The sequence below is a fragment of the Xanthomonas sp. NCPPB 4467 genome (assembly GCF_041475665.2).
GTDB lineage: Bacteria > Pseudomonadota > Gammaproteobacteria > Xanthomonadales > Xanthomonadaceae > Xanthomonas > Xanthomonas dyei.
In genome coordinates, this window is the sequence record NZ_CM191260.1 from 1,564,760 (window position 1) to 1,583,806 (window position 19,047).

At 65.0% G+C, this 19,047-nt stretch carries 17 protein-coding genes and 1 pseudogene; 8 read left to right on the forward strand and 10 right to left on the reverse strand.

The window, feature by feature from the left end:
* Positions 1-209: 209 nt before the first annotated feature.
* The 5 genes from ACCQ06_RS06785 to ACCQ06_RS06805 form a co-directional block, all read right to left on the reverse strand.
* Complete coding sequence (locus ACCQ06_RS06785; protein WP_316691436.1) at positions 210-2,144, reverse strand: XVIPCD domain-containing protein; 1,935 nt, start codon at positions 2,142-2,144, stop codon at positions 210-212.
* A gap of 132 nt (positions 2,145-2,276) precedes the next feature.
* The gene (locus ACCQ06_RS06790; RefSeq protein ID WP_316691438.1) at positions 2,277-4,295 is read right to left on the reverse strand and encodes a M2 family metallopeptidase; all 2,019 of its coding nucleotides are present in this window, start codon (positions 4,293-4,295) and stop codon (positions 2,277-2,279) included.
* A gap of 136 nt (positions 4,296-4,431) precedes the next feature.
* Positions 4,432-6,093, reverse strand: a complete 1,662-nt coding sequence (locus tag ACCQ06_RS06795) for a phosphoethanolamine transferase (RefSeq protein WP_316691440.1) — start codon at positions 6,091-6,093, stop codon at positions 4,432-4,434.
* Positions 6,090-6,854, reverse strand: a complete 765-nt coding sequence (locus tag ACCQ06_RS06800; protein ID WP_104614248.1) for a phosphatase PAP2 family protein — start codon at positions 6,852-6,854, stop codon at positions 6,090-6,092. The genes ACCQ06_RS06795 and ACCQ06_RS06800 overlap by 4 nt, the downstream gene beginning before the upstream one ends.
* Before the next feature lie 99 nt (positions 6,855-6,953).
* Complete coding sequence (locus ACCQ06_RS06805; RefSeq protein WP_316691441.1) at positions 6,954-8,687, reverse strand: ArnT family glycosyltransferase; 1,734 nt, start codon at positions 8,685-8,687, stop codon at positions 6,954-6,956.
* Positions 8,688-8,833: 146 nt separating this feature from the next.
* Here ACCQ06_RS06805 and ACCQ06_RS06810 point away from each other — a divergent pair, with 146 nt between their 5' ends.
* Both ACCQ06_RS06810 and ACCQ06_RS06815 read left to right on the forward strand, forming a co-directional pair.
* Complete coding sequence (locus ACCQ06_RS06810; RefSeq protein WP_104614162.1) at positions 8,834-9,550, forward strand: response regulator transcription factor; 717 nt, start codon at positions 8,834-8,836, stop codon at positions 9,548-9,550.
* Positions 9,543-10,841, forward strand: a complete 1,299-nt coding sequence (locus tag ACCQ06_RS06815; protein ID WP_316691444.1) for a sensor histidine kinase — start codon at positions 9,543-9,545, stop codon at positions 10,839-10,841. Before ACCQ06_RS06810 ends, ACCQ06_RS06815 begins: the two co-directional genes overlap by 8 nt.
* 187 nt (positions 10,842-11,028) lie before the next feature.
* On the opposite strand, the gene ACCQ06_RS06820 is transcribed toward ACCQ06_RS06815, so the two are convergent.
* The 5 genes from ACCQ06_RS06820 to ACCQ06_RS06840 all read right to left on the reverse strand — a co-directional run bounded on the left by ACCQ06_RS06820 (position 11,029) and on the right by ACCQ06_RS06840 (position 14,129).
* Positions 11,029-11,520, reverse strand: coding sequence for a hypothetical protein (locus ACCQ06_RS06820; protein WP_228322755.1), 492 nt, complete (start codon positions 11,518-11,520; stop codon positions 11,029-11,031).
* Between the two features lie 155 nt (positions 11,521-11,675).
* Entirely contained in the window at positions 11,676-11,933 is a 258-nt protein-coding gene (minE, locus tag ACCQ06_RS06825) for a cell division topological specificity factor MinE (RefSeq protein WP_005994583.1), read from the reverse strand.
* Positions 11,934-11,935: 2 nt separating this feature from the next.
* Complete coding sequence (gene minD / locus ACCQ06_RS06830; RefSeq protein ID WP_055845610.1) at positions 11,936-12,745, reverse strand: septum site-determining protein MinD; 810 nt, start codon at positions 12,743-12,745, stop codon at positions 11,936-11,938.
* Between the two features lie 35 nt (positions 12,746-12,780).
* Positions 12,781-13,527, reverse strand: a complete 747-nt coding sequence (minC, locus tag ACCQ06_RS06835) for a septum site-determining protein MinC (RefSeq protein WP_228322754.1) — start codon at positions 13,525-13,527, stop codon at positions 12,781-12,783.
* 2 nt (positions 13,528-13,529) lie between these two features.
* A complete protein-coding gene (locus ACCQ06_RS06840) occupies positions 13,530-14,129 on the reverse strand; it encodes a GNAT family N-acetyltransferase (RefSeq protein ID WP_228322753.1) in 600 nt (199 codons plus the stop codon).
* Positions 14,130-14,360: 231 nt separating this feature from the next.
* Here ACCQ06_RS06840 and ACCQ06_RS06845 point away from each other — a divergent pair, with 231 nt between their 5' ends.
* The 6 genes and pseudogenes from ACCQ06_RS06845 (at position 14,361) to ACCQ06_RS06870 (ending at position 19,039) form a co-directional block, all read left to right on the forward strand.
* Positions 14,361-15,554: a sensor histidine kinase gene (locus ACCQ06_RS06845; protein ID WP_104614159.1), complete on the forward strand. Its 1,194-nt coding sequence runs from the start codon at positions 14,361-14,363 to the stop codon at positions 15,552-15,554.
* Positions 15,554-16,195 carry a response regulator gene (locus tag ACCQ06_RS06850; protein WP_005990002.1) on the forward strand — a complete coding sequence of 214 codons (642 nt, stop codon included), beginning with the start codon at positions 15,554-15,556 and terminating at the stop codon, positions 16,193-16,195. Before ACCQ06_RS06845 ends, ACCQ06_RS06850 begins: the two co-directional genes overlap by 1 nt.
* Positions 16,196-16,277: 82 nt before the next feature.
* Positions 16,278-16,346 (forward strand): annotated as a pseudogene (locus ACCQ06_RS06855) (DNA-binding response regulator); the annotation flags it as partial.
* 367 nt (positions 16,347-16,713) lie between these two features.
* Positions 16,714-17,895, forward strand: a complete 1,182-nt coding sequence (locus tag ACCQ06_RS06860; protein ID WP_316691460.1) for a polyketide cyclase — start codon at positions 16,714-16,716, stop codon at positions 17,893-17,895.
* 96 nt (positions 17,896-17,991) lie between these two features.
* Positions 17,992-18,363, forward strand: coding sequence for a DUF423 domain-containing protein (locus ACCQ06_RS06865; RefSeq protein WP_228322751.1), 372 nt, complete (start codon positions 17,992-17,994; stop codon positions 18,361-18,363).
* A 1-nt stretch (position 18,364) separates the two neighbouring features.
* Entirely contained in the window at positions 18,365-19,039 is a 675-nt protein-coding gene (locus ACCQ06_RS06870) for a DNA-3-methyladenine glycosylase family protein (RefSeq protein ID WP_316691461.1), read from the forward strand.
* The last annotated feature ends 8 nt before the right edge of the window (positions 19,040-19,047 follow it).

The following is a 19,047-nucleotide window of genomic DNA, read 5'->3' on the forward strand; positions in this document are numbered from 1 at the left end:
GCGAGCTGCCGTGCCTGCCGCAAGGGTGTGCAGCAGGTAAGCCTTCGGTCTGGTGCGTCCGCGCTGCCCGGTAGATGGGTCGCGCATCATCGGCGGCTACCCATGCGCATCGTTCCCGATTCAGCACACGGGGCCAACTCAGGGGTTGGCCACACGTGTGATCGAACGCGTTCGATCTGGGGATTCAGGTGCAACCACCCGGCGCGTTCTCAGCGCGTCTGCGCCTGTCGCTGCGCTTCCTGCTGGGACACCTGCGACTGCGCAGCAGCATCGCGCTCCGTGCCGGGTTCCAGCGCCTGCAGACGCTGCAGGCTGGCGGCAACGGGCTCCTCCTGCACCGCCTTGGCGTCGAAGCTGCCGCGCAGATGCGCGGGCGAGTCGAGTGCTCCCTGCACCACAAAGCCACGCGCAAGATCGTTGCCAAGCACCACGTGATCGACCCGTTGCAAGCCATGCTCGCGTGCGGCCACCACCGCCCCCAAGGCCAGGCGTTCGCTGTCCATTCCTGCGGCTGGGCCGGGTGCGGCTTGCAGGCGCTCCACTGCCGCGGTGGATTGCTGCAGCAAGGCATGATCCGGGTGCGCTGGATCGCGCGGGTCCGGGAGCGCCGGGGTGGCGTCCGTCGGCCGTGGCAGGACGGTGGCATCGACACGCTGCAGCTGGCCGTCGTACGCGCCATCGGCACCGTCGGCGATACGCTGCAGCCGCTCGGCAAACCCATAAGGCGATCCACCCACGTTGCGGGCCATCGCGATCGCAAACTGCTCGGGCGACTGCGACGTGCCGTTGCGATCGCCGAGCAGCGAGGTCAGCGCGCTGCCGCCGATCTTGCTGGCGTCGGCGCTGGCTCGGGTCTGTTTCAGCAGCGCCTGCATCTGCACTTCGCTCAATTCCAGCGTGGTCTTCTGCCCTGGCGCGATCGCGCCGGTGCCCGTCATCTTGCCGTCCAACGCGCTGTTGAGCGTCTGCGCGATCGCCTTTTCTTCGCTGGCCTCGTTGCGTCCGCCCAGGCGTTGCAACCAGCCCGGCGCGGCCACATCGCCATCGATCTCGAAACGGTAGCTGCGCTGCTCCACGCGTTCGGCATCGTTGCCGTCGTATTGGCGCACGATCGTCAGCGGCACGTTGTCGCCGTACTGCAGCTGTTGCACCACGGTGTAGCCGTCCTGGCCCGGCGTGCTGATGCGCACCTGGCTGCCTTGGTTGCGGTTGCCGGCAACATCGGCGCTGAGCGGGCCCAGTTCCAGCTGCAGACGCTGCTGCGAGCTGAAATTGATGCGCTCCAGCGTCTGCATCTCATCGACACCGGGCACGCCCGGTGCAAGCTTGCCTTCGCGTACGAACTCGCCCATGGCCGCGCGCGCACGCGGATCGGCCAGATCGAACTGCGCGCTGTGCACTTGCGACTGGCCCAGGGAGTCTGCGCGCCCGAGCAGGGCCTGCGCCGGTCCGGCCTTGACGCCAAGCGCATTCACCGCCTCGATGGCCGCGTTCGGCCCGGTCACCACACGCACGTGGCGCTCGTCGACGCGTTCGATCATGTAGCTACGGCCGCTGGCTTCGGTGATCTTGCTCTGCGTGGCGAGCCCTCGCAGACTCGCCGAAGATTCGCGCTGCACAAAGGTTTGGGTGTCCATTACTGCACGTGCGCCGATCGGAAGGCTCTCCGGCTGCAGCGGATTGACCTGTCTGGCGGCTTCCAGCGGTTGATCGACACCGGGCAGGGTCAGTGCGTAGCGCATGCGCTGCCCGGCATTGGCGCCGGCCTCGATGCTCAGCTTGCTGTCGCCGAGCTTGGACTGCAGACGTTGTTGCTGGCCGGTCTGCGCGTCGGCTTCAAGGCTGAAGGTGGTGGTCTTTGCGTTGACATCGCTGAGACTTCCGGCGCTCAGCGAGCCGCCGCCACGCAGGCTGATCTCGCCCAGCGGCTGCGTCGGGCTGCCGCTGCTCTTCTGGCTGGTTTGCGCATACTTGGCCGACTGTTCTGCCGGGTTGACCGAGACGGTGCTGCTCCCAACTTTCGCCGCGTATTCGCTGTTGGAGCTGCTGTAGATCGGGTTGAATGCGCGATCGTTCGCGTCGTCGATGACCTGCTTGTTGCGGTCCACATCACGCGCGTCCGGGCCGGTGGAGGCGTTGCTCATTGGAATGCTTCCTGCATGCTGCGCCTGTGCAGCGGGCGCGCAGTATATCGCCGGCATTTCAGGCGTTTATCAAAGGAGTGTTATGCGGCGGCCTGGGTGATGGCCGTCGCATGCTGCAGGCACAGCGGCGCGTCAGTGCAATGCGGCAGGCGCAGGCGCGTTACTCGCGGCAGCAGGCGCAGTTGCTTGCCAGCCGCACAATTGGCCCTGATTCTGCTGCTTGAGCCATTCGCTCATCGGTGCGAAGTACTCCAGCATCGGGCCGGCGTCGAGTTTCTCGCTGCCGGTGAGTTCCTTCAGCGTGGTCTGCCAGGGTTGGCTCGATCCGCGTTGCAACATCGACCAGAATTTCTGCCCTGCATCCTTGTTGCCGTAGAAGCTGCACTCGTACAGCGGGCCTTGATGCCCGGCCGCATCGCACAGCCCCTTGTAAAACTGAAATTGCAGGATATGCGCTAGAAAATAGCGCGTGTACGGGGTATTGCCCGGCACGTGGTATTTGGCGCCGGCATCGAAGAACTCTTCGCCGCGCGCGGTTACCGGTGCTACGCCCTGGTAGTTGGCTTTGAGTTCCCACCAGGCCTGGTTGTAGCGCTCCGGCGGAATCGAGCCATCGAATACGCCCCAGCGCCAGCGGTCGATCATCAAACCGAACGGCAGGAAGGCGACCTTGCTCAAGGCCATGCGCATCTGCGAGTTGATCAACGCTTCGCGCCCGGCCTGCTGTTCGCCGACCATGCCGATCGACTGCAGATACTTCGGCGTCATCGCCAGCACGATGGTGTCGCCGATCGCTTCGTGGAAGCCGTCGTTGGCGCCGTTCTGAAACAGCGGCGGCAAGGGGTTGTAGGCCAGGTCGTAATAGATGTGGCCGAGCTCGTGATAGATGGTGGTGAAGTCTTCTTCGGTGGGCTTGATGCACATCTTGGTGCGCACATCGGCGCCGATGTTCTGGGTCGGCTCGCCGCCCATGTTCATGTCCCATGCGCTGGCATGACAGACCACATCGCGGTCCAGCGGTTTGATGAACTGCGAGCGTTGCCAATAGGTGTCGGGAAGCTTAGGCATGCCCAGCGAGGTGTAGAAATCCTGCGCGCGCTCGGTCATCTGTTTGGCGGTGCGCAGTTGAGCCTCGCGCTCGGCATTGAAGCGTGCCGCCGTCCCGCCGTCGCCACCGGTATTCCGCGCCAGTATCGCGCTCAGATTGCCCTGGTACTGCTTTTCCAACGCGGAGGTGATGTCCAGATCGCCGGCGCCGGGGTAGGGCTGTAGCAGATCCCACAGATTGCTCCAGTCCTGCTGCCACATATTGCCCATCAAATGCGCCGGCAACAGGCCGCCGGCCACTTCGCCCTTGTCCTTGCCGTACTGCGTATCGAGCTTGCCGCGCGCATAGCACTGCAGCTGCGCATACAGCGGTTGGACTTGCTCCCACAACCGGTCGGTCTCGCTGGCCAGTTGCGCCGGCGGCATGTCGTAGCCGCTGCGCCACATCACCCCGACATCGGCAAAGCCATTGCCGCGCGCGCCTTCGTTGGCCAGCTCGACAAAGCGCTGGTAGTCCTTGCGCATCGGCTGGGCGGTGCTATGCCAGCCCTGCCAGGCATCGAGTTGTTCGGTGTAGTCGCGGCTGCTGGCCAGCACCTGTTCCAGCTCACCGAGCTGGCGGCAGCGGCGTTGTTCGCTGTCGCCCACGCAATAACTCCCGGCGCCGTAGTCGCCTTCCATCTTGGCGGCGATGCGGGTGAGTTCTGCCAGTTTGGCCGGGTCGCGCGGCGCGGGCAGGGCGCTCATCAGTTTGAGCAGCTGCAGTGCGCGTGCGCTGTCTGCCGACATCGGCGTGCCGACGTAGTGTTTGGATTGTTCGATCCAGCGATCCAGCTGCGCCAGCGAACGCTCGTTGGCCTTGGCGGCCAGCAGCTGCGAGTCGCCGTTGATGTAGGTCGACGACAGCCACTGCGCGGCAGTGACTTCCGGGTAGGCGGCCTTGTACTCGGCGCTGATGCGTGCGACGAACTGGTCGGCGCTTTCGGCAGGCGCGGTGTTGGTCGCGGCGGGTTTGGCCGGTGTCGGGGCATCCTTGCGGCAGGCCGACAGCGATAACGTGCCGGCGGCCACAGCCAGTGCCAGCCACAGCAAACGAGGATTCACGGGTGGTCCTTGCAGTGAAGTCCGGCGAAGGCTAGAGCGCGCGAGGCTTCAGGGCAAGCAGTGTTTCAGGTCCAGCGGCGCCGCTGCGGATGCCACGCAGCGGCGACCGATCCCGTCCTTGGCGGTGCCATAACGCTCAGCCTTTCCCGGTGCACTGCGCAAATACATCGCGCTCGCGTGCATACACGCTGGTCTTGACCTGCATCAGGCCCAGTACCGAGGGAAACAGCGCGTCCTGGTCGGTGTATTGCCCGGCGCGGTGGCGCAGGCAGGTCTCATCCAGGCCGCGGTCGCGCGCAAACTCCGGCGAGAACCACATCACCATCGGCACGTGGGTCTGCTCCTTCGGTGCGATGGCATACGGCACGCCATGCAGATACAGGCCCTTCTCGCCCAACGATTCGCCGTGATCGGAGAGATAGATCATCGCGGTGTCGTAGTCGGACAAGCCGCGCAATGTATGGATGGCCTGATTGAGGAAATGATCGGTATAGCCGATGGAATTGTCGTAGGCGTTGACGATGCTCTGGCGGCTGCAGCTGCCCAGGTCGGCGGTCTTGCATACCGGCTTGAAGCGCTCGAACTGCGCCGGGTAGCGTTCGAAATAGCTGGGGCCGTGGCTGCCGAGTTGATGCACCACCACCACGCGGTCGCCGGGCTTGGCACGCACTTGCGCCGCCAGATCGCGCAACAGGATTTCGTCCATGCAACGGCCATCGGCGCACAGCTCCGGCGTGGTGGCATCGTCCAGCTTCTGGATCTCCAGCCCGTCGCACACGCCCTTGCAGCCAGACTGGTTGTCGCGCCACAGCGTGGAGATGCCGGCGTGTTCAAGCACGTGCAGGAACGACTGGTGGCCGCGGATCATGTCTTCGTTGTAATCGCGACGGCCGAACGGCGAGAACATGCAGGGCACCGACACTTCGGTGCTGGTGCCGCACGAATGCATGTCCGGGAAATTGATCACCCCTGCCTGCGCCAGCTCCGGCGTGGTCTGGCGCGCATAGCCGCTGAGGCCCCAGTTCTGCGCACGTGCGGTTTCGCCCAGCACCAGCAGCAACAGACGCGGGCGGCTGCCAGCCGCGCGCGGGGTGGCGATGGCGTCGTGTTCGATGGGTTGCTTGGGCGCGTGCTTGATCGGCGAATCGGACTTGAGGTTCTGGCGCAGTGCGACGATGTAGTTGATCGGCGTGGCCAGGTAACGCACTTCGCGGTGATTGCGCATCAACGCCGAAATATCCTGCGACGACAGCATGGTACCGGCGGCACCCACCACCGCCACCGCCAGCAAGAAGCCGACCCGCACCAGCAGCGACTTGACTGTGCTGCGTGCACGCAAGCGCGTACGCCACAGCAGCACGGTGGGAATCAGGAAGTAGCACACCAGCGGAAAAATCAGCCCCGGCGTGAGCAGCTCGCGCGATTCCTTGTGGTCGGTATGCAGCACGTTGCGCAGCATGTCCGCATCCAGATAGACGTTGTAGCTGTCCATGTAGTGCGCAGCCAGCGCGGTGGTGAACAGCAGCAGGGTCAGCAGCGGTTTGGCGTTCCATTGCCACACCAGCAGACCCAACAACAGCGCGTGCACGGCGACCAGCAGCGCCATCAATGAAATGGCAAACCCGATACTGCCCGGGTGCGTGGCCATTGCCGTGCGCCAGAACAGCTGATTGCATACCAGCGCAAAGAACAGGCTCGACAGCAACACCAGCGCTTCGGTCGACACGGTCGGCCGGGTACTCCATGTCAGCGCACGCGCGCTGGTGCGCCCGCGCGGTTCCGGTAACCAGGTGCTCATGCTGCATCCCCCGATGCCAACAGCGAATCAGACGCGCGATGCGGACGCGCCAGCATCACGCAGTACAAGGCCAGTGCCGTCAGCCAGCACACTGCCAGCGACCATACATCGTGCGAGAGGAAATGCGCGCCACGCAGTTGCTGCGCAACGCCGAAAATGAGACCTGCCACCAACCCTATCAACAAACCTGGGAAGCGCCACGCAGGACGCAGCGACAACGCACAGAAATACAGCGCGACCCACGCATACCCGGCACTGGCATGGCCGGCCGGAAAACAACCGGACGCGGCAATGCCCTGGCGCGATTCGAACAAGCCGATCATCGCCTGCGTGCCGCCATACCGGCTCAGATCCCACGGGCAATCCATCGCCGTCCACGACTTGAGCAACGACACCAGCGAGGTCGACAACGCGATCGATGCGGCCAGGTAGGTGAGCGGCCAACGCAGCACACGCAAACGCGGCTTGCACCAGGCAACCACCGCCAGGATTACGACGCTGACACCCGCAGCCGTGCTCAACCATTTGCCGACGCGATGGATCACGCCGCTGGTGAACCAGTGGTCCTTGAGCAGCCAATGCCCGCCTTCCAGCCGGTACAACGCATCGGCAATCCACTGGTCGCCGCCTGCGCCCATCAACAAGGCGCTGACCAACAGCACACCCGCCAGCGGCATCCACAGATGGCGAACGAAGAAACGCGCCTGCACATCACGGGCGGTGCGCGCCAGAACTGGCGCATGGACGGGAAGCGTGCTCATCAAGATGTCGGCCTGTGTCATTGCCCGGCATCTTCGAAACCCGGATGTCGGAGAGCGGTCGGACTGAAGTTGCTCAGTCGTTAACCCGACTCCGAGCATTCAGTCTGTATCGCCATCGCTACCGGTTTGTTCGGTGTCGGACGCCGTGGCGATGCAACCGGCGTGCCACGCGGTGCCCGGCACCAATTGCCATTGATTGCGATTGGATTCGCCGATATCGATGCGTTGCGCCGGATCGATACATGCCGGTACAGCCTGCTTGAGCACGAATAACCAACGTTTTTCTGGCGCCTGCGCAAGCCACGGGCCTGCCTTGTCCCACTGTTGCTGCCAACTCGCCTTGAAGCCGAAGTCGGTCACCGCGCGGTCGGCCTGCAGCAGGTTCTGCTCGCGCCAGGCCAGCATGCCCAGCTCGGCATCCGGGCCGATACGCTGGCCGACGCGCTGCATCAGCCGCGCGGACGAACTGTAAGGGTCCAGCGCGGGCATCAAGCCCAGGCCGTACACGCTCCACAGCGCCGCGGTCATGACCACCACCGCGGTCCCCGCGCGGCGGCCGCGCGACCACGCCATCACTGCAAGGCCGACGATGCCAAGACCGATCAACCAGAACCCCACCGACTGCAACGACGCCAGCTCCATACCGCGTTTCAACGCGGTGTTTTCGGCCCAATGCAGATGCAGCGCGATGCCACCACCCAGAATCAGACCGGCGAGCGCAAGCAGCAGCACATAGCCGTTGAGCAGCACACGCACACCGCGACGGCGCAGCAGCCCGGCCAGCAACGGCGCCGCCGCCATGCACAGCGCGGGCAGCATCGGGAAGATATAGACCTCGCGCTTGCCCGGGCTGGCACTGAAAAACAGCAGCACCAGCACGCTCCACGCCAGCAGCAGCACATAGCGCGGGTCGCCGCGGCGCAGCCGGCGCCACCATGCCGGCAGCAGCCACGGCAACAGCAGGCAGCCCGGCAGCCACAGCGTGGCGATCACCTGCAAGTAGTACCAGAACGGTTTGACGTGATGCCAGGCGTGCGCATAGCGCGTGCCGGTCTGCTTAAACAGCAACTCGTGCGCGTATGCATGCAACTGCGGGTTATCGCTATGCAGCAGGGCGATGCCCAGCGGCCCCAGCCAGACTGCGGTGCCAGCCAAAAATGCCGGCAGCACCAGCAACCAGCTGCGTCCGGTCTGCGCACGCGCCGGCAGCACGCTCCAATGCCGGCGCGGCAACGCCATCCACGGCAGCAACAGCAGCAGCGGCAGGAAGCCGACGCCCTTGGTCACCGTGCCGACGCCAGCGGCAAACAACCCCAGCGTCCACGCGCGCCAATCCGGCCCGCGCAGCACATGCCGCAGCATCCCCCACAGCGACAGCGTGGTCAGCGCCACCAGCACCATGTCGATCTGCGCGCGCTTGGCCATCAGGCCGAACTGCAGCACCGCAAACAACGCCAGCACCGCGTAGCCGGCCACGCGCCGGTTCCACAGCCGGCGCGTCATGTCCCAGGTCAGCCACAGCGTTGCCAGCGCGGCCAGCAGCGAGGGCAACAGAAACGCGATAGACCAGTGCGGCACCAGCTCATAGCTTGCCGCCTGCAGCCACATGAACACCGGCGGCTTTTCTGCATACAGCTCGCTGCCACGGTGCGGCAGCAGCCAATGGCCGCTTTCGACCATGGTGCGTGCGGCCAGCACAAAGCGCGGCTCGTCCGGCGGATTGGGTTGGCGTAGCCCGAGCCCGGCCAGCAGGCTGACAACGATCAGCAGCAACGCGGCAAGCAGCGCGCGCCGACGAGGGAGAGAGGCAGAGCTGGCAGGCGACACGTGCATGCCCTGATTAAAAGGGGCAGAACGATAGCTGGCAAGCGGGTCGGAGTTTTGTCGGAACGCGCGCCGAGCCGCCTGGAGCGGTCGGGTTCGGCCCGGCTCGGTTAGGATGCGCACACCGTCCCTGTCGGGCTGTTCTGGAAACCGCCATGCGGCTGCTGGTCATCGAAGACAACCGCAACATGGTTGCCAACCTGTTCGACTATTTCGAAGCGCGCGGGCACACCCTGGACGCAGCGCCCGATGGCGTCACCGGCCTGCATCTGGCCACCACCCAGCAGTACGACGTGCTGGTGCTGGACTGGATGATGCCGCGCATGGACGGGCCGGAGGTGTTGCGCCGCCTGCGCGAGCAGCATCAGTCCGAACTGCCGGTGATCATGCTCACCGCGCGCGACGAATTGCCGGACAAGATCGCCGGCTTCCGCGCCGGTGCGGACGATTACCTGACCAAGCCGTTCGCGCTGCCCGAGCTCGAAGTGCGCATCGAGGCCTTGCTTGCGCGTGCCAATGGCCGCCGCCGCGGCAAGCTGTTGCAGGTGGCCGATCTGCGCCTGGATCTGGCCACCCTGGAGGCCACCCGCGACGGACAGGTGCTGCACCTGTACCCGGCCTGCCGCAAATTGCTGGAGGTGTTGATGCAGGCCAGCCCGGCCGCCGTCACCCGGCAGCGCCTGGAGCAATCGTTGTGGGGCGACGACCCGCCCGACGGCGACATGCTGCGCTCGCATATCTACGAGCTGCGTCGCAGCGTGGACGGCCCGTTCGCGCAGAAGCTGATCCATACCCTGCCACGGCTTGGCTACCGTTTGGCAGAACTCGATGGCGCCAGCGAACCGACGAGCAGCGATCGCGCCGATGGCTAAGCCGCGCCCGTTGGGACGTCGGGTCATGGTGTGGTTGTTCGGCTACACCTTGCTGATGACGTTGGCGGTGTTCGGCACCGCGCAATACCTGCACGAGCGCGCCGAGCATGGCGTGTGGCGCTCGCTGCTCAACTCGGAACTGGACAGCATCCTGGACAGCAGCGCGCAAAGTCCCGGTTATCACTGGCAGGATTCGGACACCTTGCGGTTGTATCGCCTCGATGGCAGCAAGCCCGTGCCGCCGGTGTTACGCACCTTGCATCCCGGCCTGCATGAGCGCGACGTCGATGGCCGCCCGAGCGCGTTGATGGTGCGCGACACGCCGCATGCGGGGCGCCTGGTGCTGGTGCTGGACATCACCGATTTCGAAGCGCTGGAAAAATTCCTCACCCGCTGGATGTTGGCCGCCGGCGTCGCGTTGATCGGCATCACCTTGCTGATGGGCGCCTATGCAATGGCCAGACTGGTGAGCCCGTTGGTGGAGCTGGCCCGCGACATCGGTGCGCTGCGCCCGGAACAGCGTGCGCAACAGGTGACGGTGGACGCGCAGGGCAGCGCCGAGCTGTACGTCATCGCCGATGCGCTCAACGATTATCTGGAGCGCAACGGCCAGTTCGTCGAGCGCGAGCGCGCCTTCATCGACAGCACCAGCCACGAGTTGCGCACGCCGATCGCGGTGATCGGCAACGCGGTGGAACTGGCGTTGGAGCAGCCCGGCACGCCGCCGGCGGTGCGCCACCAGTTGCAGCGCATCGCACAGACCAGCGCATCGGTGGAGCAACTGATCACCTTGTTGCTGGTGCTGGCAAAAGACCCAAGCCGGCTGGTGCGCAGCAGCGATACGTTGCGGCTGGATCATCTGATTCCGGACATCGTCGCCGACCACGCGCATCTTTGCGCAGACAAGGATCTGCAGCTGGTCATCGAGCCGTTGCCGCCGTGCAGCCTCACCGCGCCGGTCGCCATCGTGCAGACCGCCATCGGCAATCTGCTGCGCAATGCGATCGAAAACAGCGACCGCGGCATTATCCGCATCGCGCTATCGGCGCCCGGCATGGTACGCATCGCCGACCCGGGCCACGGCATGACGCCGGAAGAAATCAGCGCGATCTACGCACGCCTGGCACGCGGCAATGCACGGCAAGGCAACGGCATCGGACTGGAGCTGATCGGCCGGCTGTGCGAACACCTGGGCTGGAAGCTCAGCCTGGAATCCGATGCAGGGCAGGGCACGGTCGCAACGCTGGATCTGTTCGGTGCCGTGGCCGCGATCGAGCCCCCACACGCATAGCCATCAGCGTGCGCACTGCCTGCATCGCAAGACGGTGCAGTGCACGGCGCACGTTGCGACGGCATGTTGATCGCGTACGGTGATCCGCAGGCACAGGCAATCGTCCTTAGCCCGCACCACCACGTCATGCAATCGTCTTGCCCCTTGGTGGGCGCCACAGCGCGCACCGCGCCATCATGGAGCCAGCTCAGACCGGCAGCAGCCCGCGTTCGTGCAACCAGCGGCGCGCGTTCTCCGCATCCTGCTCGAACCAGGCACGGGTGGACCCCAGTCGATAGGTATAGCCCCAGGCATCCATGTCGGCCATCAGTCGCGTACTGCCCACACCCGGCAGTTGGTCGGCCAGCAGAATCTGCAGGTAGCAGGTGGCGTCTTCCTCGTCCACCGAATCGGTGGCATCGGTATGTACGGCGGCGCGTTTGTCGGTAGGCAGCACGATCAGGTGCCCGGCTTCATGCAGCATCGAATGCACCGGCGTGTCGTCGCGCACATAGACATCGCAGCCGATGATGCCCGCTTCCGGTTCGCCCCAGAAACTGCCTGGAATCGCTGCGCCCGCGTCCACGCGATGCAGGCGCAGGCCATACCGGCCCAGCAAGGCCGCCGGTGCGTCCAGGCCGATATCGGCCACGTACAGCACAGCGGAAGCATCGGATGCGGAAGCAGGATGTGGAATCACGCGCAGTGGCTCGCGGTCGGGCGCGCCGCAATGGCGCGCAGTGGGACAGAAACCAAAACGGCACCGTGCGAACACGGTACCGTCAGGAGGGCGATGCGGCGGCGCCACACAGCGCGCAAGCGTCTACGGGCTGCACGCTGGCGGCAACGACCGCATTACTTGTCGCCGTCTTCCGGCAGGGCGACTGAAATATCCAGCACGTCGTGCTCGCCGTCCTTGACCAGATCCACCCGCACCGCATCGGCGTCGATGTTGACGTACTTCTTGATCACTTCCAGCAATTCGCGCTGCAGCAGCGGCAGGTAATCCGGCCCGCCACGGTGGTTGCGCTCCTGCGCAATGATGATCTGCAGGCGGTTCTTGGCCGTCTCGGCGGTGTTTTTCTTGCTCTTGAGAAAATCGAGCAGGCCCATGCTTAGCCTCCGAACAGCTTGCTGAAGAAGCCTTTCTTCTCCACGGATATGAATCGCATCGGGCGCTCTTCGCCCATGATGCGTGCGACCGCGTCGTCGTAGGCCTGGCCGGCCGGGGACTCGCCATCCAGGATCACCGGCTCGCCCTTGTTGGAGGCGTTGAGCACGTCGCCGGACTCGGGAATCACGCCGATGGCCTTGAGCCCCAGCACTTCTTCCACGTCGGTGATGCTGAGCATCTCGCCGCCTTCCACGCGGCCCGGGCTGTAGCGGGTCAGCAACAGGAACGCCGGCACCGTCTTGCCTTCTTCGGCCTTGCGGGTCTTGGAATCGAGCAGGCCGATGATGCGGTCGGAGTCGCGCACCGAGGACACTTCCGGATTCACCACCACCACCGCGCGGTCGGCGAAATACATCGACAGGAACGCGCCTTTTTCGATGCCGGCCGGCGAGTCGCAGACGATGTACTCGAAGCCGTCGGCGGCCAGGTCCTTGAGCACCTTTTCTACGCCGTCCTGGGTCAGCGCATCCTTGTCGCGGGTCTGCGAGGCCGCCAGCACGTACAGGTTGTCGAAGCGCTTGTCCTTGATCAGCGACTGCTTGAGCGTGGCTTCGCCATGCACGACGTTGACGAAGTCGTACACCACGCGCCGCTCGCAGCCCATGATCAGGTCCAGGTTGCGCAGACCGACGTCGAAGTCGATGACGGCGACCTTCTTGCCGCGCCGTGCCAGCCCGCAGGCCAGGCTCGCGCTGGTGGTGGTCTTGCCGACGCCGCCCTTGCCGGAGGTGACTACGATGATTTCAGCCAAAGGATTTCTCCGAATATTTCTGTGGTTGGGCCGCGTCAATCAAGCGCAGCGATCTTGATCTGATCCTGCTCCAGCCAGACCTGGACGGCCTTGCCACGCAGGTCCATGGGAACATCGTCCAGCACCTTGTAGTGGCCAGCGATGGCGACCAGTTCGGCGTGGAAGTCGCGGCAAAAGATGCGCGCGTCCGGGTTGCCCTGCGCGCCGGCCAGAGCGCGGCCACGCAGGGTACCGTAGATATGGATGCTGCCGTCGGCGATGACCTCCGCCCCGGCGCCGACCGTATTGAGTACGGTCAGGTCGCAGTTTTCCGCGTACAGCTGCTGACCCGAACGCACCGCATTGCGTTGCATGCGGCCCGGCGCCGGGCGCGCGGCCGGCGCTGCGGGTTCGGTGCGTGCCGCCGGCGGCGGTGGAGGCGGTGGGCTGACCGCGGTCGGCTCGTATTGCGCGCGAAATTTGGCCAGCAGCGGCACGCCAAGCTGCTGGGAGAGCAGGTCGATCTCGCTGGTGCCATAGGCCAGCGCCACCGGCAGCACGCCGGCATCGCGCAGGCCGTCCAGCAGCGCCTTGGCGGTGGCCACGTCCGGCACCTGCGACAGACCGCCAAAATCCAGGATCACCGCCGCCCGCCCGAACAGCTTGGGCGCACGGGTCACGCGCTCGCGCATTTCCTGCACCAGGCGCGGCACATCCAGCGTGCGCACGCGCAGGTTGGCAATGCCCACCTGGCCGATCTTGAGTTCGCCGGCCTGTTCAAAATCCACATTCACACTCGACACGCTCAGCTCCCCGTCGATGGGTTGTCGGTGACGGCGGCATGCCGCGGCCGGCCGACCCACGGCAATTCTTCGGGCAACTTGCCGCCATAGGTCTCCTTGACCCACGGATAGCTGCTCATGTCCTTCATCAGCATGCTCGCGCGCACTTCCACGTCCGGCATGGTGTTCTGGCCGACCTCGCGGAAGCCGAAGCTGCCATGGAACAGCAATGCCGCATCGGCGCCGTGGTCCAGGAACACTTCGCAGGCCAGCTGCGGGTAGCGCAGCTCGGTATAGCTCTGCACATCGGCATAGAACGCCCGCCCGACACCGCCGCCGCGACGGCGGCTGGCGACCACGATGCGGTCGATGTAGAAGAATTCCGGATGACGGTCCCGGAACCAGGCGAAGTTGCTGCTGTCATGGGCACTGCCGCTACCGAACCCGACCAGGAAACCGGCCAGGTTGCCGTCGCGCTCGGCGACGCGGAAATATTCGGCCTGCTCGTAGAAGCGTTGCAGCTTGTTTGAATCCAGCGGCAGGATCGCCAGTCCGGCATTGTTGTTCAGGGCCAGGACGGAATCGAGCTCGTGCTCGCGCACGTCGCGGATGACGATCGACATTGGGACTCCGTGGGGTAACGCTCTCGATCCGAAATCGGATCTGCGTCGGATTATTACATGCGTGGCCTGAAGCGGCGACCCGCCGCGTGCTCCCCGGCGCGCAAGTCGCCTTCGCGCAGGGCAACGCAGATGCGCAAATCCGGCCGGGCCGGCAGGTGCGTGCAGGCGAACGCGTGCATGCATGACTTCCGGCAAGAGGGCAGCGGCGGCGCTTGGGCCTAAGATGCCAGCATGTTGGGATACCTCAGTCATACGCGCGTCCTGCGCTTCGCCGGCCTGTTCACCTGGGCGATGATCGCCATGCCGTTGGTGTTCATCTACTGGGCGCCTGCCGAAGATGGCGACCACCGCAGCGTGCTGGAGGCGGCCACGATGTCGGCGTTCTTCGTCGGCTTCGGTGTCAGCTATTTCTGGTTGACGCGCGGCTTGAGCAGTGGCGGTCATGCGCATTGGTACGACCGACTCATCCTGCTCTTGCTCACGGTCTGCGCGTTGGCGGTCAGCTATCTCACCCGAACCGGCCTCGGCAGTATCTTGATGATGGTGGCGGCCGGGGTGATCCCCTGGCTGTTGCCGCTACGTGTGGGCGTGGTGTGGCTGGTGCTGAGCCAACTGGCGGTGCTGCCGGTCTACCATCTGCTGCTGGGGTTCCCGGTCTCAGGCGCGCTGATGCAATCGCTGCTGTACGGCGGCTTTTCGATGTTCATCTTCGTCACCAGCCTGGTCGCCCGGCAGCAGACCGAGGCACGCGAAGAACAGCGCCGGCTAAACGCCGAACTGCGTGCCACCCGCGCGCTGCTGGCCGAAAGCGCGCGCATCAACGAGCGCACCCGCATCTCGCGCGAACTGCACGATCTGCTCGGCCACCATCTCACCGCGCTCAGCCTCAACCTGGAAGTGGCCGGTCACATCACCGAAGGCCAGGCGCAGGAACACGTGCGTCAGGCGCACACCCTGGCCAAGCTGCTGCTCACCGATGTGCGCGAGGCGGTCAGCCATTTGCGCGACAGCGGCGCCATCGATCTGGAGGCGGCGCTGCGCCCGCTGGTGACCCAGGTCCCCTCGCTGGACATCCACTTGGATATCGCCCAACCGTTGACCCTGGACGACCCCGAGCGTGCGCACGTGCTGCTGCGCTGCACCCAGGAGATCATCACCAACGCGGTGCGCCATGCCGGCGCGCGCAATCTGTGGATCCAGGTGCGACGCGACGCGGACACCGTGCTGATCGACGCCCGCGACGACGGCCATGGCGCCGATGCGGTGGCGCCAGGCAACGGCTTGCGCGGCATGCGTGAGCGGCTCAGCCAGTATGGTGGGAAGCTGGAAATCCAAACCCGGCGCGGCGACGGCTTCGGCCTGCGCATCTGCGTTCCAGGCGCGCCGGCACTGATGCCTGCGGCCGTTACTCAAGGAGTGTTCTGATGATCCGTGTGTGCCTGGTCGACGACCAAACCCTGGTGCGCCAGGGGATCCGCTCGCTGCTGGCGCTGGACAACGGCATCGAAGTTGTGGCCGAGGCCTCGGACGGCAAGCAGGCGGTGGAGCAGATTCCGCAGATCCAGCCGGACGTGGTGCTGATGGACATGCGCATGCCGGTGATGTCCGGCCTGGAAGCCCTGCAGATGCTCTCGCGCAACGGCACCCTGCCGCCGACCATCATCCTGACCACCTTCGACGACGACCAACTGGTGCTGGCCGGGCTCAAGGCCGGCGCCAAGGGCTATCTGCTCAAGGATGTCTCGCTGGAACAGCTGGTCGGCGCGATCCGTACCGTGGCCGACGGCGGCTCGCTGGTGCAGCCGGCGGTGACCCAACGCCTGCTCTCGGGCCTGGAGCACATGCGCAACGAGTTCGTCAGCCTGGACCGGCCCGATCCGCTCACCGATCGCGAGACCGAGATCCTACGGTTGATGGCGAGTGGCTTTTCCAACAAGGAGATCGCCAATTCGCTGGGCGTGGCCGAGGGCACCATCAAGAATCACGTGTCCAACATCCTGTCCAAGTTGGGCGTGCGCGACCGCACCCGCGCGGTACTCAAGGCCTTCGAGCTGCAGCTGGTCTGATAGCAGGATGTCCCGCCCGGCGCAGCGCGCCGGGCGTTCGCGGGCGCGCAAGCCTGCGGCTTGCAGGCAGCGCCTGCTCACCCTGTCCAAGTTGGGCGTGCGCGACCGCACCCGCGCGGTACTCAAGGCCTTCGAGCTGCAGCTGGTCTGACGGCCGTGCTGTCGTAATGCGATGCCGGCGCGCAGCGATTGCTGCGTGACGCGGCATCGCGATCCTGCACGCACTCTGTTACGCAGTTGCGCCGCGCCGAATAGGACGGTGATACGGCCGTGCATACCTCTAACGGACGCGGCATCACACGCACGCAGCGCACGATGTGCATCATGACTGCGCGCAATCGGCGCAAACCCTTGCGCAGGCTGGGATTGCGCGGTTTCGCAACGGCGTTTCGCGCGCTGGATGACGCCGCAAGACCGCGCTACCCGTCGCACAACTGAACATCTTTCTCGAAGCCTGCTAGGATGGTGGCTTCGCTTCACTCAACCCGGCCGTGGGATCGGCCCCGGAGACCTCCTGAATGACCCGTATTATCGAGTTCCTGATCGCCTTGGGGATCGTGGCTGGCTTGTTTGTCGTGGTGGGCTTGGTGTTGCCCTCGGAGCGGCAGATGTCCGAGAGTGTTGAGACCAACCGCAGAATGACGATTGTTTACGACACCGTGAACAGCTTCCGTCGTTTCAAGGATTGGAACCCGCTTGTGCTGCGTGACCCGAAGATTCAGCTGAAGCTGGCCGGCCCGGAAGAGGGCAAGGGTGCACGCGTCGAATACAGCTCCACCGAGGGCTATATCGGCAACGGCAGCTGGGAAATCAAAAACACCGTCAAGAACGAGCGTGTTGAGATCGCGATCGAAGATCCCACCAAGGGCTACGACAAGGTCACCAATTTCACTCTGGCTCCGACCGGCAAGAACAACAAGAACGTCAAGATCACCCAGGATTACAGCGTCAAATACGGCTGGAACCTGTTCGGTCGTTATGCCGGCTTGTATGTCAGCCGCCATGTGGGCGACGACCTGAAGCTGGGTCTGTCGCGTCTTGCAACCGCACTGGCCACCGTGCCGAACTTCGACTACCGCGCGCAGCTGGATGGCAAGCCGGTGTTGAGCGATCTCAAGATCGTCGATGTGCCGGCCGAGGACCTGCTGGTCGTCACCGCGGGCAACATTGATCGTGACAACGAGACGATCAAGAAGTCGATCAAGGACAACCAGGAGTGGATCAAGCGCGTGATGGACGCCAATGGCCTGGAAGCTGTTGGTCCGGTCCGGATCGTCACCACCGACTTTGCCAGCGACAAGTACGCGTTCGACGTCGTGCAGCCGGTCCGCAAGCGTGCCGGTGGCGCGCCGAAGGCCGATGCCAAGACCGACACCGCCAAGACCGATGCCAAGAAGGACGACGCAGCGGCTGCTGCGCCGGTCGATGCGACGCCGGTTGCCGCAACGGGCGAAGAGCTCAAGCTCAACATCCCGTCCGAAGCACCGGTGAAGTACGAGCGCACCAAGCCGCACCGTTCGGCATTTGCAACCTACGCAGGCCACATGGCCGGCCTGGATGCAGTGCGTAGCTCCCTGCGTGCCTGGGCTGCCACCAGCGGCAACGACGTGACCGAGCGTCCGTACGAGTCTTGGAAGGGCGGCGTGGACAAGTCGTTTACGCAGGACGGTACCTATGACGTCTACTGGGCCATCAAGTAATCGTTTCACCACGATGATCTGATCCAGACGAAAACGCGCCGCAGTCTTGCGGCGCGTTTTTTTTTGCGCCACGGCGCCGCAACGGAAAATGCCCGCATGTCTTTAATCGAACGTCGCAAGAAACATCCCTCGTTGCTGGCCTTTTGCGGCGGCTTGCTGGCCGCCGTCGCGGTGGGGTTGTCGGCCTATGCTTCGCACGGCGTGACCGACGCGCTGGTGCAGTCGCGGCTGCAGTTGGCATCGCTGTATGCATTCGGCCATGGCGCTGTGCTGGTCGTGCTGGGCGCCACCGAGACGCGCGCGCTCGCGCGCGTCGGGCTGTATCTGTTATTGCTGGGCACGTTGCTGTTTGCCGGCAGCCTGGTCGGTGGCGCCTTGCTGCACTGGCCGACCAGCCTGGCACCGATCGGCGGGGTCGGCCTGATGCTGGGCTGGGTGGTGCTGGCGATCGGCGCATTGAGGCGTTGAGATGCCACGGCATGCCCGCGGATTCGATGTCGAGGCAGCGTTCGCGCAGTTGAGCCGGCGCGACCGCGCGCTGGGTGCGTGGATGAAGCGCATCGGCCCCATCGCCCCGCAGCCGGGCTGGCGCAAACCGTTCGACCCGGTGGACGCGCTGGCGCGTGCCATCCTGTTTCAGCAACTCAGCGGCAAGGCCGCATCCACGATCGTGGCGCGGGTGGAGGTGGCGATCGGATCGAGCCGGCTGCATGCCGACACCCTGGGAGGCGTGGACGATGCCGCCCTGCGCGCCTGCGGCGTGTCCGGCAACAAGGCGCTGGCACTGCGCGACCTTGCCCGGCGCGAAGCGCTGGGTGAAATCCCCTCGCTGCGCAAACTCGCCTTCATGGAAGACGACGCCATCGTCGAGGCCTTGGTGCCGGTACGCGGCATCGGCCGCTGGACGGTGGAGATGATGCTGATGTTCCGCCTGGGCCGCCCGGACCTGCTGCCCATCGACGACCTGGGTGTGCGCAAGGGCGCCCAGCGCGTAGACAAACAAAAGCAGATGCCCACGCCCAAGGAGCTTGCCGAGCGCGGGCAGCGGTGGGGTCCTTACCGCACTTACGCCGCGTTTTATTTATGGAAGATCGCCGACTTCAGCGTCGCGACCAAGGTGCCGACCCCGCGCTCGCAGGAATAGGCGCGCGC